At 72.5% G+C, this 17,234-nt stretch carries 3 protein-coding genes and 1 pseudogene; 1 reads left to right on the top strand and 3 read right to left on the bottom strand.

The window, feature by feature from the left end:
• Positions 1-17 precede the first annotated feature (17 nt).
• The 3 genes and pseudogenes from DIE12_RS13045 to DIE12_RS13035 all read right to left on the bottom strand — a co-directional run bounded on the left by DIE12_RS13045 (position 18) and on the right by DIE12_RS13035 (position 15,029).
• Positions 18-389, bottom strand: coding sequence for a hypothetical protein (locus DIE12_RS13045; RefSeq protein WP_124551293.1), 372 nt, complete (start codon positions 387-389; stop codon positions 18-20).
• Positions 379-5,376, bottom strand: coding sequence for a non-ribosomal peptide synthetase (locus DIE12_RS13040; RefSeq protein WP_124522182.1), 4,998 nt, complete (start codon positions 5,374-5,376; stop codon positions 379-381). Before DIE12_RS13040 ends, DIE12_RS13045 begins: the two co-directional genes overlap by 11 nt.
• 9 nt (positions 5,377-5,385) lie before the next feature.
• Positions 5,386-15,029: pseudogene (locus tag DIE12_RS13035) on the bottom strand (amino acid adenylation domain-containing protein).
• 272 nt (positions 15,030-15,301) lie between these two features.
• Between DIE12_RS13035 and DIE12_RS13030 the strand changes: the two are divergent.
• The gene (locus DIE12_RS13030; protein ID WP_124522184.1) at positions 15,302-17,047 is read left to right on the top strand and encodes a cyclic peptide export ABC transporter; all 1,746 of its coding nucleotides are present in this window, start codon (positions 15,302-15,304) and stop codon (positions 17,045-17,047) included.
• Positions 17,048-17,234 lie beyond the last annotated feature (187 nt).

Here is a 17,234-nt window from a genome sequence, read left to right as displayed (position 1 = left end):
TCGGTGAAACCGGCCCGTCAGACGTGACGGCCGGAGAAGAAGGTCTCGCGCAGCGTGCGCATCCACAGCGGCTGTCCGTCGGCGAGCGCCAGGCGGCGCTGCCGCGCGAAGCCATGCCGCGCGAGGGTATCGACGACCCGCGCGCGGCCGGCCGGGACCGCGCAGCCGACCGCTTCGGTGCGCGGGTCGTCGAGAGCGCGGTGGTTGTAGGCGACGAGGCGCAGCGCGCCGTCGTCGCCGAGTTGCGCACGCAGCAACTGCGCGCCGATGCCGTCGCCCTGTGCGACGCGGATCTCCGTGCCGTCGCGCACCGCGAACAGGCCGCCCGCGAACGCGAGGCGGTACGTATCGAGCAGCGTGAATCCGTCCGGGCGCACTTCAGCCAGCATCGCGCACCTCCAGTCGCGTGTGCGCCGCTTCGTCGAGATGCGTGCCGAGCGCCGCGAGCGTCGGCGACGTGAACACGTCGGCGACCGTCAGCGCGTGCCCGGCGCGGCTCGCCGCATCGACGAAACGCACGACGTCGAACGACGTCGCGCCGGCCTCGAACAGATCGGCATCGGGCGCGGGCGCGGCCGTCGCGAACGTGTCCGACCACAGCGCGGCGAGCTCGGCAGCCGTGTTCGGCGCGCGCGATGACGCCGCCGCATGGGTCGCGTTGCCGACCGGTGCGACCGCTGCCGGCGCGGCGAACAGCGCATCGGGCACGCCGAGTGGCGCTTGCGCCGCACCGGCGAAACGCGCGACTTCGTCGTGGTAAAGATCGACGAGCGCGTCGACGAAGCGGCCGTCGAGCAGTTCGTCCGCATAGGAGAACGCGGCGCTCACGCGGCCGTCCGGATGCTCGACGACGTCCAGCTCCAGCGTGAACACGACGCGATGACGCACGTCGTCGAAGCCGGCGAGCGACAGGCCGGCCCAGTCGCGTGCGGCCGCGCCGGTCGGGCGCAGGTAGTTGAACATCACCTGGAACAGCGGATTGGCCCGCGCGGCACGCGGCGCGCGCAGCGCCGCGACGACGTCGGCGAACGGCACGTCCGCATGCGCATAGGCGGCAAGCGCCGTATCGCGCACCTGGGCGAGCACCTCGAAACGGCTAGCCGCCGCGTCGATCCGCGTGCGCACGACCACGGCATTGATGAAGAGACCGAGCGCATCGCGCGCGGCATCGCCCGTCAGCTCGCGCGTCGATGCCAGCACGCCGACCGGCTGGTCGGCCGCGCCGGTCACGCGGAACAGCGCTGTATTCAGCGCCGCATGCAGCAGCATCGGCAACGTCGCGTGCGACGCCGACGCGGCATCGCGCGCGGCACGGATCAGCGACGCGTCGAACTCGAACGCGATGCGCGCCGCACGCCATTGCGGCACGGCCGGCGCGTCGGCGCGCTGCGGAAGCATGGGCGGCGGCAGGTCGGCCAGCGCGTCGCGCCAGTACGCGACACGGGCCGGCTGGCACGACGCGGGCAGCACGAGCGGCGTGTTTTCTGGCGTCGTTGTCGTCGTCGAAGAGGCCCGGGCCGCTTCGCCGCGCACGAGCGCGACATAGCGCGCGCGCACCGCGTCGAGCCACAGCTCGATCGATTCGCCGTCCGACACGATGTGATGGATCGTCACCGACAGCACGTGATCGTCCGCGCCGAGCCGCAGCACGCGGGCGCGCCACAGCGGCGCGTCGGCCGCGAGATCGAACGGCGCGAGCGCATCGGCGCCGGTCAGCGCCGCCGCGCGCGCGAGCGCGTCGGGCTGCGCGGACAAGTCGACGACCGGCAGCGCGACGCTCGCCGCGGCGTCGATCCGCTGGCCCGGCAGCATGCCGTCGCGCGCGACGAGCCGCGTGCGCAGCGCCGGGTGCGCGGCCGCGACCGTTGAAAACGCCGCGCGCAGCGCATCGACGTCGAGCGGGCCGCGCACGCGCAGCGCGACCGGAATGTTGTATGCGGCGCTGTCCGGCTGCGCGCGCCACAGGAACCACAGGCCGAGTTGCGCGGGCGACAGCGGCCACACGCCGTGCGCATCGGGCTTCGCCATCGCGACGCCCGGCACGGCGGCGCCGGCGTGCGCGGCGCGCGGCGCGTCGGTCACCTGGTGCGCGTATTGCGCGAGCACCGGCGCTTCGAACAGCGCGCGCACCGGCACGTCGCGGCCGAGCCGCTCGGCGACGCGGGTCGCGACGCGCACCGCCGCCAGCGAATGGCCGCCGAGTTCGAAGAAGTGATCGCCGCGGCCGACGCGCTCGGCGTTCAGCACGTCGCGCCAGATCGCCGCGAGCACGGTTTCATCGCCGTCGTGCGGCGCCTCGTAGGCACGTTCGACGCGCACCGGCGCCGGCAGCCGCGCCCGATCGACCTTGCTGTTCGCGTTGCGCGGCAACGCGTCGAGCACGATCAGCTGCGCGGGCACCATGTAGTCGGGCAGCGTGCGGCGCAGATGCGCGTCGAGCGTCGCGGCCTCCACCGGTTGCGCGGCCGCCTGCGCGTCGGCGGTCAGTTCGACGTACGCGACGAGCTGCGCCTGCGCGCCCTGCCCGTGCACGACCGCGCACGCTTCGCGCACCGCATCGTGCGCGGCCAGCTGCGCCTCGATCTCGCCGAGTTCGATGCGCAGCCCGCGCAGCTTCACCTGGTGATCGACGCGGCCGATGAAGTCGAATACGCCGTCCGCGCGCCGCCGCACGAGGTCGCCCGTGCGATACAAGCGTGCGCCCGGCGAGCCGTACGGGTCGGGCACGAAGCGCTCGGCCGTCAGCGCGGGACGGTCGAGATAGCCGCGCGCGACGCCGATCCCCTCGCCGCCGAGGTACAGCTCGCCGATCACGCCGACCGGCAGCGGATGCAGCCGCGCGTCGAGCACGTGCGCGGTGCGCGCGCCGACCAGCGTGCCGATCGGCAGGTACGCGGCGTCGCCGAGCGTCGCGAGATCGTCGCCGGGACGGAACATCCACAGCGTCGGCGTGATCACGGTCTCGGTCGGCCCGTAGCCATTGACCACGCGCACGTTCGGCATCGCGCGGCGCAACATCGCGAAGGCTTCGCGCGACGTCGCCTCGCCGCCGACGGTCAGCGAGCGAAGCGTCGGCGGCGCGCCGTGCGCGAGCGCCCATTCGGCGAGTTGCGCGGCGCAGCCGGGCGGCACGTAGGTCATCGTCACGCCGTCGCGAATCATCATCGCGCAGGTCTGCGCGGGCGGCCACAGCACGTCGGCCGTCACCGACACGGCGGCACCCGACAGGTACTGCGAAAACCAGCCTTCGTGCGCGCCGTCGAAGTTGACCGACTGGAACAGCAGGAACACGTCGTGCTCGCCCGCGCCGTAGCGCTCGGCGATCGCCGCGCAATGCCGCGCGAACGCCGCGTGATCGACGATCACGCCCTTCGGCTTGCCGGTCGAGCCGGACGTGTAGATCGCGTACGCCGCATGGCCGGGCAGCACGTCCGGCAGCGCGACGTCCGCGGCTTCGTCGAGCGCGTCGACTTCGTCCGCGCGCCAGACGCGCAGCGCCGGCAGTTCGGGCAGCGAGGCGGCGCTCGCGGCGTCGGTCAGCACGTGCGCGATGCCCGCGTCGCCGACGATCTGCGCGAGCCGTTCGCGCGGATGCGCCGGATCGAGCGGCACGAACGCGGCGCCCGACTTCAGTACCGCCATCAGCGCGACCAGCAGGTCGACCGAACGCTGCAGCGCGACGCCGACGCGCATTTCCGGCCGCACCCCGGCGGCGACGAGGTTGCGCGCGATGCGGGCCGCGCGCGCGTCGACCTCGCCGCGCGTCAGTGCGCGATCGATGTCGGCGACACCGCGTGCGTCGGGCCGTGCGTGCGCGTGTGCGGCGATGCGTGCGTGCACCGGCACGAACGGTTCGGCATCGGCCGCGCCTGCCGGCGCATTCCACGCGAAGAGTTGCGCTTGCTCGTCGGCCGGCAGCCAGTCGAGATCGCCGATCGGCATGTCGGGGCGCGCGAGCGCATCGCCGAGCAGCGTGACGAAGCGCGCGGCCAGCCGCGCGATCGCGTCGCCGTCGAACAGGTCGAGCGCGTAGATGAATGCGGCGTCGAACGTGCCGTCGGGCGTCGCCTCGACGGCAAGCGTCAGGTCGAATTTCGCGGAAGGCGTGCCGGACGGCAGCAAGGATGCCGACGCCGCGCCCAGCGCCGGCGGCGCGCGGCGCTCGCCGTACGCGGCCATCACCTGGAACAGCGGATGGTGGCTGGCGCTGCGCGGCACGCCGAGCGCGTCGACGACCTGCTCGAACGGCACGTCCTGGTGCATCTGCGCATCGACGAGCGCGCGCTGCGTGCGTGCGACCAGCGACGCGAAATCGCCGTGCGCGGGCACGTCGACATCGATCGCGAGCGTGTTGACGAAAAAGCCGATCAGGCCGGCCGTTTCCGCGCGCTCGCGGTTCGCGGCCGGCACGCCGACGCAGATCCGCGCATCGCCGGTCGCGCGCGCGAGCAGCGCGTCGAGCGCCGCGAGCAGCGCCGCGAACGGCGTCGCGCCCGACGCGGCCGCGAACGCGCGCAGCCGCGCGCCGGTGTGTGCGTCGAGGGAAAACACGTGACGCGCACCGCGTGCGCTGCGGCGCGCGGGCCGTGCGGCCGCGCCGGGCAGCGTCAGCACGCCGCGTTGCGGGTCGAGGCGCTCGCGCCAGAACGCCAGCTGGCGATCGCGCTCGCCGGCATCGAGCCAGCGGCGTTGCCACAGCGCATAGTCCGCATACTGGATCGGCAGCGGCGCGAGCGGCACCGGCGCGCCCGACGCATACGCGCGATAGAACGCCGCGAGTTCGAACAGCATCACGTTCGACGACCAGCCGTCCGACACGATGTGGTGAACGGTCAGCGCGAGCCAGTGATGCGTCGCGTCGAGACGGATCAGGTGTGCGCGCATGAGCGGCGCCGCGCCGAGATCGAACGCGGCGGCTTCGTCGGCCGTCGCGATGCTTTCGGCGCGTGCCATGCGCTGCGCGTCGGGCAGCGCTTCGAGACCGGTCTCGCGCCACGGGCAGCGCAGCGGCGGATGGATCGTCTGCGCGACGCCGTCCTCCGCTTCGTCGAAGGTGGTGCGCAGCGCTTCATGGCGCGCGATCAGCGCATCGCACGCGAGCCGCAGCGCGTGCGCGTCGAGCGGACCCGTCAGCGCGAGCCGCTCGGTGATGTGATACGCGTCCGGCGCGTCGATCAGCCGCGCGTGCAGCCACAGCCGCGTCTGCGCGAACGATGCCGGCACACGGTCGCCGCGCGGCGTACGCGGCGGGATCGGCAGCATGCGAAAGTCGATGCCGGCCGCGCCGAGCTTGTCGATAAACACCGCGCGCTGCGCGTCGGGCAATTGCGCGAAACGCGTCGCGAGTGCGAGCCAGTCGGGTTGCATCCTCGTCATCCGTCGTCCTTATTGGGTTTCCAGTTCGCCGAGCAGCGCGTCGATCGCGCTCGCCGCGTCGGTCGCACCGCGTGCCGCGCAGGCCGCATCGATCGCGTCCGCGCAGCGTGCGAGCGTGCGGGTGTCGAACAGCGTGCGCAGCGGCAGCGCGAGGCCCCAGTGCAGGTTCGCCTGCGCATGGGCTTGCGTCGCGAGCAGCGAGTGGCCGCCGAGCAGGAAGAAATCGTCGTCGCGGCCGATCGCGTCGACGTGCAGCACGCGTTGCCAGATCGCCGCGAGCGCGCGCTCCGTGTCGGTCGCGAGTTCGCTGGCCGCGGCCGCCTCGCGCACCGGTGCGGGCAACGCATGGCGGTCGCACTTGCCGTTCGGCGTGACCGGCAGCGCGTCGAGTTCGATCAGCTGCGACGGCACCATGTAGGCCGGCAGCTGCGCGCGCAGCGAATCGAGCATGGCCGCACGGTCGAGCGGCCCCGCGTCGCCGCGTGCGACATAGCCGATCAGCTGATCGTCGCGCACGATCACGACCGCGTCGTGCACGCCCGGCGCCGTGCGCAGCAGCGCCTCGATTTCACCCGGCTCGATCCGCTGGCCGCGCAGCTTCACCTGCGTGTCGACGCGGCCGAGGTAGTCGAGCGCGCCGTCGGCGCGACGCCGTGCGAGGTCGCCGGTGCGATACATGCGCGCGCCCGGCACGAACGGATCGGGCACGAAACGCTCGGCGGTCAGCCCCGGGCGGCCGAGATAGCCGCGCGCGAGCCCCGCGCCGGCCAGATACAGTTCGCCGGTCGCGCCGGCCGGCACCGGCTGCCAGGCCGCGTCGAGCACGTGCAGCTGCAGGTTCGCGATCGGATGGCCGATCGGCACCGCGAATGCGTTGGCGTCGTCGGGGCCGCAGGTCCAGTGCGACACGTCGATCGCGGCTTCCGTCGGCCCGTACAGGTTCACGAGCGTCGCGTCCGGCACGAGCCGCGCGACCTTCGCGACGAGTTCCGGCGCGAGCGCCTCGCCGCTCGCGACGATCAGGCGCACGCTGTCGCATTGCGCGGCGGCCTGGAAATCGTCGAGATACGCGACGAATGCGGCCAGCATCGACGGCACGAAGTGCAGCACCGTCACGCCGTGCGCATGGATCGCGGCCGCGAGGCGGGCCGGATCGCGGTGGTCGCCGGGCGCGGCGATCGCAAGCTTCGCGCCGGTCGCGAGCGGCCACACGAATTCCCACACCGACACGTCGAAACCGAACGGCGTCTTGTGCAGCACGACGTCGTCGCGCGTGAGTCGGTACGCGTGCTGCATCCACGCGATCCGGTTCGCGAGCGCGCCGTGCGAGTTGCCGGCGCCCTTCGGCTTGCCGGTCGAGCCGGACGTGTAGATCAGGTATGCGAGCTGGGCGGCGTCGATGTCGGTCGCGATCTCGGCGGCATCGCCCGCTTCGCCGTACTCGCCGCCATCGTTCGCTTCATCGGCGAGCAGATCGGCGACCGTCAGCAACTGCGTCGTCGCGTCGTCGCCGAGCGCAGCCTCGACTCGCGCGCTCAGATGGGCTTGCGTGATCGCGACCGCGGGCCGCGCGTCGCGCAGCAGGTACGCGATGCGCTCGGCCGGATAGTCGGGGTCGACCGGCAGGTACGCGGCGCCGGCCTTCAGCACGCCGACGAGCGCCGTCACCATGTCGAACGAACGCTCGACGCACAGCGCGACCGGCGTGTCGGGCTGCACGCCGCGCCGGCGCAAGGCGGCGGCGACGCGCGTCGTGTTCCGGTCGAGTTCGCGATAGGTCGCGCGTTGCACGTGGCCCTGGGCATCCGCGTATTCGAGTGCGATCGCATCGGGCGTGGCGCGTGCGGCGTCCGCGAATTGAAGATGCAGCGGTTGCCGTTGCGCGTCCGGCCAGCTCCGTGCGGTGTCCTGCGCGCGGGCCAGCGCGTCGCGCGTCGCGTCGTCGGCGATCGACAGCGTGCCGAGCAGCGCGTCGGGCGTGCGGGCCAGCGCATCGAGCGCGCACGCGAACGCGCGGTGCCAGGTCTCGACCTGGTGCGCATCGACGCGCGCGGTGTCGTAGCCGTAGTCGATCGTCAGCTCGGCGCCGCTTTCGATCACGAGCGTCAGCGCGAAATCGGTCGACTCGATGCTGCGCACGCCGCTCAGCGCGAGCGCACGCGGATCGGCATCGCGCGCCGTGTCGTCGACCGGGTAGTTCTCGAACACGACCAGCGTGTCGAACAGTGCGCCGCCGGCGCCGCGCGCCCAGCGCTGGATGTCGGCGAGCGGCGTATGCGCATGCTCGGCGGCCGCCGCGTTCTCGCGCTGCAATCCTTGCAGCCAGTCGGCCGCGCGTTGTTGCGGCGCGGGCGCCGTGATCACCGGCAGCGTGTTGATGAAAAGGCCGAGCACCGTATCGACGTCCGCGAGCGCTTCGGGACGGCCCGCGACGGTCGCGCCGAACGCGACGGCCGGCTGATGCGTCATGCGCTGCAGCGCGAGCGCCCACGCGCCCTGCACCAGCGTGTTCACGGTCAGCTTCAGCGCGCGCGCCGTGTGCGCGATACGCGTCGTCGCGGCCGCGTCGATCGTCGCGCGCCACGTGACCATCTCGGCGTCCGCGCGGTCGGCCACACGCTCGGCGATCAGCGTCGGCGCGTCGAGGCGCGCGAGCCGCCCGGTCCAGAAACGCTCATCGGCGTTGCGGTCGCGCGTGCCGAGCCACGCGATGAAGTCGCGATAGCGCAGCGCCGGGCGGCTCGCGAACGGCGACACCGCATCGGGGTCGCGATAGTCGCGCAGCACGTCCGCGAGCAGGCGCGCGGTGCTCCAGCCGTCGAGCAGCACGTGGTGGCGCGTCCACACGACGCGCCACGCGTCGTCCGTTACGCGGATCAGCGTGAGCCGCATCAGCGGCGGCTCGCGCCAGTCGAAGCCGCGTGCGCGATCGGCCGCGAGCCACGCGTCGAAGTCGGCGTCGAGCGTGTCGCCGCGCGCACGCCAGTCGAGTTGCTCGACCGGCATCCGCGCATGGCGATGCACGCATTGCAGCGGTGCGGCCTCGTCGGGCATCACGCTGGTGCGCAGGATGTCGTGACGTGCGACCGATGCGGCGAACGCGGCCGCGAGCCGGTCGGCATCGAGCGCCGTCGCGGTCGCGACGAGCTGGTTCACGTAGCTCGCATGACCGGGCGCGAACAGCGCATGGAACAGGATCCCCTGCTGCATCGGCGACAGCGGATACACGTCGTCGATCGTGCGCCAGTCGAGCGGCGCGCGCTCGATCGCGGCCTGCGTGAGGCCGGCAGCCTGCGCGAGCGGGAAGTCGCCCGGCGTCGCTCCGCCGCCGCGATGCGCGACACGCGATGCGCATGCGTCGGCGAGTTCGCGCAGTGCGGCCGCAAAGCGTTCCGCGAGCGCATCGATCGTCGCGCGCTCGAACTGCGGCGCGCCGTATACCCAGTGAACCTTCAGCGTGCGTGCGCCGTCGCGGTCGGTATCGAGGTACGCATGGATCGCGAGCGTGTTGCCGAGCGGCCCTTGCGGGTCGCGCTCGATGCCGGTGCCGCCGAAGCGCGGCACGAGCGTCGCGTCGCGCGGTGCGTCGAACTGGCCGAGATAGTTGAACGTGACGCGCGGACGCGGCACGGCGGCCAGCGCCGCACGCGTCGCCGCGTCGCCGTAATGCGCGAGCACGCCGAAGCCGAGCCCCTTGTGCGGCACCGCGCGTAGCGTGTCCTTGACCGCGCACAGCGTGTCGCGCGCGGTGGCTTCGACCGGCAGCGTGACCGGATAGTGGCTCGTCAGCCAGCCGATCGTGCGGCTCGCGTCCGCATCGTCGAACAGCGCCTCGCGGCCATGCCCTTCGAGTTCGACGCGGCACGACGCGGCGCCGTCGGCACCGGCCAGCGCCAGCGCGAGCGCCGCGCCCAGCAGTTCGATCGTCTGCGTGCGATACGCGGCGTGCGCGTCGGTCAGCGCGGCGCGGGTCAATGCCGCGTCGATGGTCTGCACGACGACCGCCGCGTCGGCGTTCGTCGCCGGTGCGTCGGGATGATCGGGCACGAGGTCGTCGCCCTGTGCCATGCCGGCCCAGTAAGCCGCTTCAGCGGCGAACGGCGATGCCGGCTCCGTCGCGGCACGCGCGAGGCGCGCGGCCCACGCATCCGCGCGCAGGCCCGGCTGCGAGAGGCGAACGGGCGTGCGCTCGCATGCGGCGCGATACGCGGCGTCGAGGTCGTCGAGCAGGATGCGCCACGACACGCCGTCGACGATCGCGTGGTGAATCGCCAGATACAGCCGCGCCGCGCCGTCCGGCAGACGCGCCGCGCATGCGCACGCGAGCGGCCCGCGGCCGAGGTCGAGGCGACGCTGCAACGCGTCGAAGCGCGCCAGTGCGTCGGCTTCGTCGCGCGCGGCGACTTCGACGAACGGCAGCGCGTCGTAGGGTTTCGGCGCATCGCTCGCGCGCCACTTGCCGTCCGCGCCACGCGCGAAGCGCTGGCGGAATGCGTCGTGATGGGTGAGCAACGCGTCGAATGCACGCGCGAATGCGTCGGCGTCGAACGGACCGCGCACGTCGAACGCGACGGACTGGTTCCAGTGGCCCGGATGCGGCACGTCGAGCGCGAAGAAGCGCTGCTGTGCAGGCGTCAGGACCGCTGCGGAAGCGGTTGCGGACCGAGCCGGCGCGGTCGATGTCGTTGCGGCGGCAACGTCCTCGATCTTCGCGATGCGCGCGAGTTCGGCGACCGTCGGGCCGTCGAACAGCTGCTTCGGCGTGAAGCGCACGCCGCGCTTGCGGGCGCGTGCGATCACCTGCAGCACGAGGATCGAATCGCCGCCGAGCTCGAAGAAATTGTCGTCGCGGCCGACGTGCGGCGCCTTCAGCACCGCTTGCCAGACTTCGGCGAGCGCCGTTTCGACCGGCCCCTGCGGCGCATCGCCGGCGGCCACCGCCACCGGCGATGTGGCCAGTTCGCGCAGCGCCGCGCGATCGAGCTTGCCGTTCGCGGTCACCGGCAGGCGTGCGAGCACGACGAACTGCGCGGGCACCATGTAGTCGGGCAACGCCGCGCCGAGCGCCGCGCGCACGGCCGCTTCGTCGAATGCCGCGCCGTCGCGCATCACGACGAACGTGGCGAGCCGCAGGCGGGCGTCGTGCTCACCTCGCCCGGCTCGACGCGATAGCCGCGAATCTTCACCTGGTCGTCGATGCGGCCGAGGAACGCGAGACGGCCGTCCGCGCGCAGGCGTACGCGATCGCCGGTTCGATACAGGCGCGCACCGGCCGCGAACGGATCGGGCACGAAGCGCTCGGCGGTCTGCGCGGGCCGGTTCAGGTAGCCGCGCGCCACGCCCGGCCCGCCCAGATACAGTTCGCCCGCCGCGCCGGCCGGCACGCACGCGCCGAACGCGTCGAGCACGAGCGCGCGCGCATTCGGCAGCGGGCCGCCGAGCGGCACGCCGCTCGCGGGATCGCGCGCATCGGCGGCGATCGACGCGGTGTCGCACGCGATCGCGCCGACGGTCGCCTCGGTCGGCCCGTAATGGTTGATCACGCGGCAGGCCGGCGCGAGCGCGGCGATTCGCGCGACGAGCGCCCACGTCAGCGTTTCGCCGCCGGTCACGAGCGCATGGCGCGGCAGCACGTCGGCCGGCACGCGCGCGTCGAGCAGCGCCTGCAGGTGGCTCGGCACGATCTTCAGCACGCCGACGTCGCGGCGGCGCATCTCGTCGGCGAACAGGTCCGGATCGAACGCGCACGCGGCCGGCAGCAGGTGCAGCGTGCGGCCCGCGCACAGCGCGCCGAACAACGTCGTGTGGCCGAGGTCGGCGGCGACGGTCGACACCATCGCGAACGACGCGTCCGGTGCGAACGCGAGTTCGTCGAGCATCCCCTGCACGTAGTCGGCCAGTGCGCCGTGCGACACGACGACGCCCTTCGGCGTGCCGGTCGAACCCGACGTATAGATCAGGTACGCGCCCTGTTCCGGATGCGGCGCGACGCGGATGCCGGCCGCATGCGCGAGCGTCGCGTCCTGCGCGAGCGTGTCGACGTCGAGCGGCTGTGCGGCGCTGCCGGCCGGCCACGCGGCCCCGTCCGGCTGCTGCGCGACGAGCGCCCAGCGCGCGCCGCAATCGGCGGCCGCGGCCACGAGGCGCGCGGCCGGCTGGGCCGGGTCGAGCAGCACGGCCAGCGCGCCGGCCTTCAGTGCGCCGAGCAGGCCGACGACGAAGCGGGCCGAGCGCTCGATGCAGACGATGGCCGGTGCTTCGGCCGTCGCGCCGCGCAGTTTCAGCGCATGTGCGATACGGTTCGATGCATCGTCGAGTTCGGCGAACGTCAGCGACGCCGACGCATCGGCGAGTGCGACGCGATGCGGATACGCGGCGGCCTGCCGCGCGAAAGCGGCGACGATGTCGGCGTGTTCGATCCGCAACGCACGGCCGTCGCGCGGCTGGCGCGATGCCGGCGACGCATCGCACGGCAGCGCGGTCGTCGCGCGGTGCGGTTCATGTGCGGCGGAGGCGACGAGCGCCGCATAGCTGTCGAGCCATGCGCGCGCGGTGTCGGCAGCGATGCAGTCGGTCGCATAGGCGGCGACCAGTTCGATCCCGTGCGCGTCGTCGGTGAAATCAAGCGCGAAGTCGAAGCGCGCGGCGAGATCGGGCCCCGGCGTCGCAACGGCGGTCGCGCCCGGCAGCACGCTGTCGTGCCGCGCATCGAACTGCTGCGCGAATTTCACGCGCAGCCATTCGTCGCCGCGCCGGACGGGCGGTTTCACCGCATCGACGACGCGCTCGAACGGCACGTCCTGGTGCGCGACCGCGTCGAGTGCCGCCGTGCGCGCCGCGTCGACCAGCGCGCGGAACGGCAGCGTCGGCGCCACCCGCACGCGCAGCGCGACCGTGTTCAGGAACAGGCCGAGCAGCGCGCGGGTTTCCGGCCGCTGCCGATGCGCGACCGGCACCGCGACGACCACGTCGGTCTCGCCGGTCAGGCGCGACAGCCATGCGTCGAGCGCGGCCAGCAGTACCGTGAAGACCGTGGCCTGCGCGTCGCGCGCGAGACGCCGGACGTCCGCCGCAACCGTGTCGGGCAGGCGAACCGACACGCGTGCGCCCTGCAGCGTGCGCGTCGCACCCGGCTTCCGATCGACCGGCAGCGCGAGCGGGCCCGGCACGTCGCGCAAGGCGTCGCGCCAGTAATCGAGCTGACGCTCGCCTTCGCCGCCGGCGAGCATGTCGCGCTGCCAGTCCGCATAGTCGGCGTACTGGATCGGCAGTGGCGGCAACGCCGGTTCGCGCCCTTCCGCATACGCACGGTACGCGGCCGACAATTCGTCGAATGCGCAGCGCGAGCTCCAGCCGTCGGTGATCGCGTGGTGCGCGGTCAGCAGCAGCCGGTGGCGATCGTCGGCGAGCACGACGAGCGTCGCGCGCAGCAGCGGCCCGTTCGACAGATCGAACGGTGCGCCCGCGTCGCGCTCGGCGATACGCGCGGCTTGCGCGTCGCGAGCGGCCGGCGGCTGGTCGCGCAAGTCGAGCGTCGCGATCGTAACCGGCAGACGGGCATGGATGCGCTGCATCACGATGCCGTCGTCGTTGTCGACGAGCGTCGTGCGCCACGCGTCGTGCCGCCCGATCACGTGATCGAGCGCACGCTGCAGCGCAGCGCGATCGAGCGCGCCGTCGATCGTCCAGTGCGCGGCGATGTGATACGCGGCGCTCGCGTCACGCGTTTGCGCGAGCACCCAGAAGCGTTGCTGTGCGAGCGATGCGGCACGATCGACATGCGGGGCACCCGATGCGGCGGCTTCGGCCGGTGCACGGCGTGCGGCAATCGCGGCCAGCGGCGCGCCCGTTTCGCGCTCCGCGCGATCGACGCGCGCGGCCAGCTCGGCCAGTGCCGGATCGGCGAACAGCGTGTCGAGCCGCAGGTTCACGCGCAACGCGGCGCGGATCGCGGCCTGCAGTTGCATCGCGGCGAGCGAATCGGCGCCCAGCGCGAAGAAGCGGTCGTCGCGCGACGGCGTCGCGTCGAGGCCGAGCAGCGTCTGCCAGAAGCCGGCGATCTGCGCTTCGGTCGGCGTGCACGGCGCGGCGCCGGCGGGAGCTTCGGCGTCGCGCGCGGCGGCGCTGCGCTCGCGCAGCGCGGCACGGTCGAGCTTGCCGTTCAGCGTGTACGGCAGCGCAGCGCAGCGCACGAAGCGGTGCGGCTGCCACGCGGCAGGCAATTGCGCGCCCACGTGCGCCTTCAGCTCCGCATCGTCGGCGGCCGCGCGCAGCGCGACGCACGCGATCAGCCGCGTCGGCCCGTTGCCGGTTTCGGCGATCACGGCCGCGTCGGCCACTGCCGGATGCGTGCGCAGGCACGCGGCGATTTCCGCGGGCTCCACACGCACGCCGCGCACCTGGACCTGATCGTCGAGGCGGCCGAGATAATCGAACGCACCGTCGGCGCGCAGGCGTGCAAGATCGCCGGTGCGATAGACGCGGGCACCGGGCTCGCCGTGCGCATCGGGAATGAAGCGTTCGGCCGTCAGCGCCGGGCGGCCGTGATAGCCGCGCGCGAGACACACGCCGCCGAGCAGCAGCTCGCCGCCCTCGCCCGCTTCATTCGGCTCGCCGGCCGCGTCGCCGTCGATGCGCGCGACACGCGGGCCGATCGCGCGACCGATCGGCAGCGACGCATACGCATCGTCCGCTGCCAGCGCGGGCATTTCACCCGGCTCGACCGGCCACAGCATCGGCGAGATCACGGCCTCGGTCGGCCCGTAGCCGTTGATCAGGCGTACCGACGGGAACGTGCGGCGCACGAATTCGAATGCCTGTTGCGGCAGCGCTTCGCCGCCGAACGCGAGCACGCGCAAGGCCGGCGGCACGCCGTCGCGCGCGGCGACGGCGGCGAATTCGCGCAGGTAGGCCGGCGGAAATGCGGCAACGCTGACCGCTTCGCGCACCATCAGCGCATGCGCGGCGTCCGGCGCGAACGGTTGCGGCGGCGCGATCGTCACGCTCGCGCCAACCGCGAGCGGCGCGAGCCAGCACTCGTGCGCGGCATCGAAATTGACCGACGCGAAATGCAGCAGGCGGTCGCCGCCCGCGATCGGCAGCGCGGCCGCGAGCGCATCGCAATGCGCGGCGAGCGGCCCGTGCTCGACGATCACCGCCTTCGGCGTGCCGGTCGAGCCCGACGTATAGATCATGTAGGCGGCCGAGCGCGGATGTACCGGCGCGTCTTCGTCGTCGACGCAGGCAGCGGCCTCCGCGGAGCTTGCGTCGAACGCGTGATCGAACGACGCGCCGAGCGCCGCGCGGCCGGCCGCATCGACGACGCCGTGCCGCAGTTGCGCATCGCGGACGATCCAGTCGAGGCGCGCGGCCGGATGACGCGGATCGAGCGGCACGAATACGCCGCCCGCCTTCAGCACGGCGAGCAGCGCGACGAACAGCTCGCACGAGCGCTCGACACAGACGCCCACCCGCACTTCCGCGCCGACACCGGCCGCGCGCAGTTGGCGGGCAAGGTGCGACGCACGCGCGTCGAGCGCGCCGCGCGACAGGCGCAGGTCGTTCTGGAAAGGCGCGGCGAGCGCGGGCGCGTCGGGCGCGCTGCGCGCCAGTTCGCGGATTCGGTGATGCAACGCAGTCGGGAAACTCGTCATGTGCGTGAAGTCCTTCGGTCCGGCCGCTTCGGCCAAGTCTCGGGGCCGCATGGGGCGGCTTCACTGGTGTGACGAACGGCGCGGCCGATTTTTTACCGTTTTGCGCGCAAAGCCGGCACGGATGCATTTTTTGAAGGCAGGGCTAAATATTTGCGCGGCCCGTTCGTCTATCAGGGAGGAAAGTCGCAACCGGGCCCGCCCCGCGCGCCGCTTTCGCATCAGTCTTGCCGTTTCCGCAGGGTTTGCCTGCCCTTCATTTATCGACGTTGCCGATGACCGCTGCCCACGAGCCTTCTTCCCCGCCGTCCCTCGACGCCTCCCCCGGCCGCCCTGCGGCCCGCCTGATCCTCGCGTTGCTGCGCGAAAGCCGCGCGTCGCTCGCGCTGGCGCTCGTCGCCTGCGTGCTCAACGGCGTCGCGAGCGTGCTGCTCGTCGCGACGCTGAACCGCGCGCTCGCGACGCCCGGCGCGGCCGACGCGGCGCTCGCGTGGCGCTTCGCGCTGTGCGCGGTGATTGCGCTCGTCACGCGGATCGTGTCGGGCACGCTGTTCGCCCGGCTGTCGCAGGACACGATGGCGCGGCTGCGCATGCATCTCGCGCGGCGCGTCGGCGCGGCCGAGCTGCGCGACATCGAGCGGATCGGCGCGGCGCCCGTGCAGTCGGTGCTGACCGACGACGCGACCAACGTGTCGATGCTGTTCTTCGCGCTGCCGAACCTGGTGATGCACGGCTCGATCGTGTTCGGCTGCCTCGGCTATCTCGCGTGGCTGTCGTGGCCCGTGTGCGTGCTCGCGCTGACCGCGATCGTCGCCGGCTCGCTCGGCTATCACACCGGCGATCGCCGCGCGATCGCGTCGCTGGAGGCGGCCGGCCACGCGCAGGACCGCCTGTTCGGCTATCTCGGCTCGCTGTTCTCCGGCGCGAAGGAACTGAAGCTGCACGACGCGCGCGCGCGCCAGTTCGTCGACGGCCAGCTCGGCGCCGCGATCGGCGAGGTGCGCGACCACCGCCGCCGCGCGTTCAGCGCGTATGCGATCGGCGTCGGCTGGATCATCTTCCTGTTCTACGTGTTCCTCGGCGCGGCCGCGTTCTGGCCGCAGCTGGGCGTGCATGCCGATGCGGGCACGGCGGCCGGCTACGTCGTCGTGTTCCTGTTCATGCTGGTGCCGCTCGACGGTCTGCTGAACAACCTGCCGACCGTCAACGCGGCGCGCGTGTCGCTCGGGCGCATCGAAGGCGTGATGGCCGAATTCGGCGCGCTGCGGACGGTGCCGCCTGCGAGCGACGCACCCGACGTGCCGCCGGCAGGCGCCGTCACGCTGCGCGGCGTCACGCACGCGTATTTCCACGAGCGCGACGAACGGATGTTCCGCATCGGGCCGATCGACCTGACGATCCGGCCGGGCGAGCTCGTATTCATCGTCGGCGGCAACGGCAGCGGCAAGACGACGCTCGCGAAGGTGCTGACGGGGCTCTACGAGCCGGAGGAAGGCACGATCGAGGTCGACGGCCGCCCGATCGGCTGGCGCGAGCGCGCTGCGTACCGGCAGCGTTTCAGCGCGGTGTTCAACGACTTCCACCTGTTCGATGCGCTGCTCGGCATCGTCGATCCCGACGATCCGGCGCGGGCGCAGGCCGATGCGCGCGCGAACGCGCTGGTCGCGAAGCTCGCGCTCGATCACAAGGTGAAGGTCGTCGACGGCGCGTTCTCGAACCGCGCGCTGTCGACCGGGCAACGCAAGCGGCTCGCGCTCGTCGTCGCGTACCTGGAGGACCGGCCGTTCTACCTGTTCGACGAATGGGCGGCCGACCAGGATCCGTCGTTCAAGGCGGTGTTCTACGAACAGTTGCTGCCCGAGCTGCGCGCGCGCGGCAAGGCCGTGATCGTGATCACGCACGACGACCGCTATTTCGGTCTCGCCGATCGCCTGCTGAAGCTCGACAACGGGCAGATCGTCAGCGATACGACGCCCGCGCGGTCACGCGCACGCGATGATGCGGATGTGCTGAGCGCGTAAGTATCGTCAAACACCTGCCGCCTGCGCGCAGCGGATGCTGCACGCAGGCGGTTTCAGGTTGGAAGAATGGTGAGCGTCGGGAAGTACCGGAAGAACCTGAGATATATCGTTCGGTGTGCGTAGTTGTTTGCGACGCCGACGGAATGCAGCGGAACAGGCATTCGCGCAACACGCGCGAGACAATGCA

It is taken from the genome of Burkholderia sp. Bp9015 (assembly GCF_003853505.1).
In the GTDB taxonomy this organism is placed as follows: Bacteria; Pseudomonadota; Gammaproteobacteria; order Burkholderiales; family Burkholderiaceae; genus Burkholderia.
This window is presented reverse-complemented; position numbering and strand designations above follow the sequence as displayed.

Coding starts and splice junctions, on each gene's coding strand:
- DIE12_RS13040 (WP_124522182.1), bottom strand. CDS start 5,376: ATGACGAGGATGCAACCCGACTGGCTCGCACTCGCGACGCGTTTCGCG.
- DIE12_RS13045 (WP_124551293.1), bottom strand. CDS start 389: ATGCTGGCTGAAGTGCGCCCGGACGGATTCACGCTGCTCGATACGTAC.
- DIE12_RS13030 (WP_124522184.1), top strand. CDS start 15,302: ATGACCGCTGCCCACGAGCCTTCTTCCCCGCCGTCCCTCGACGCCTCC.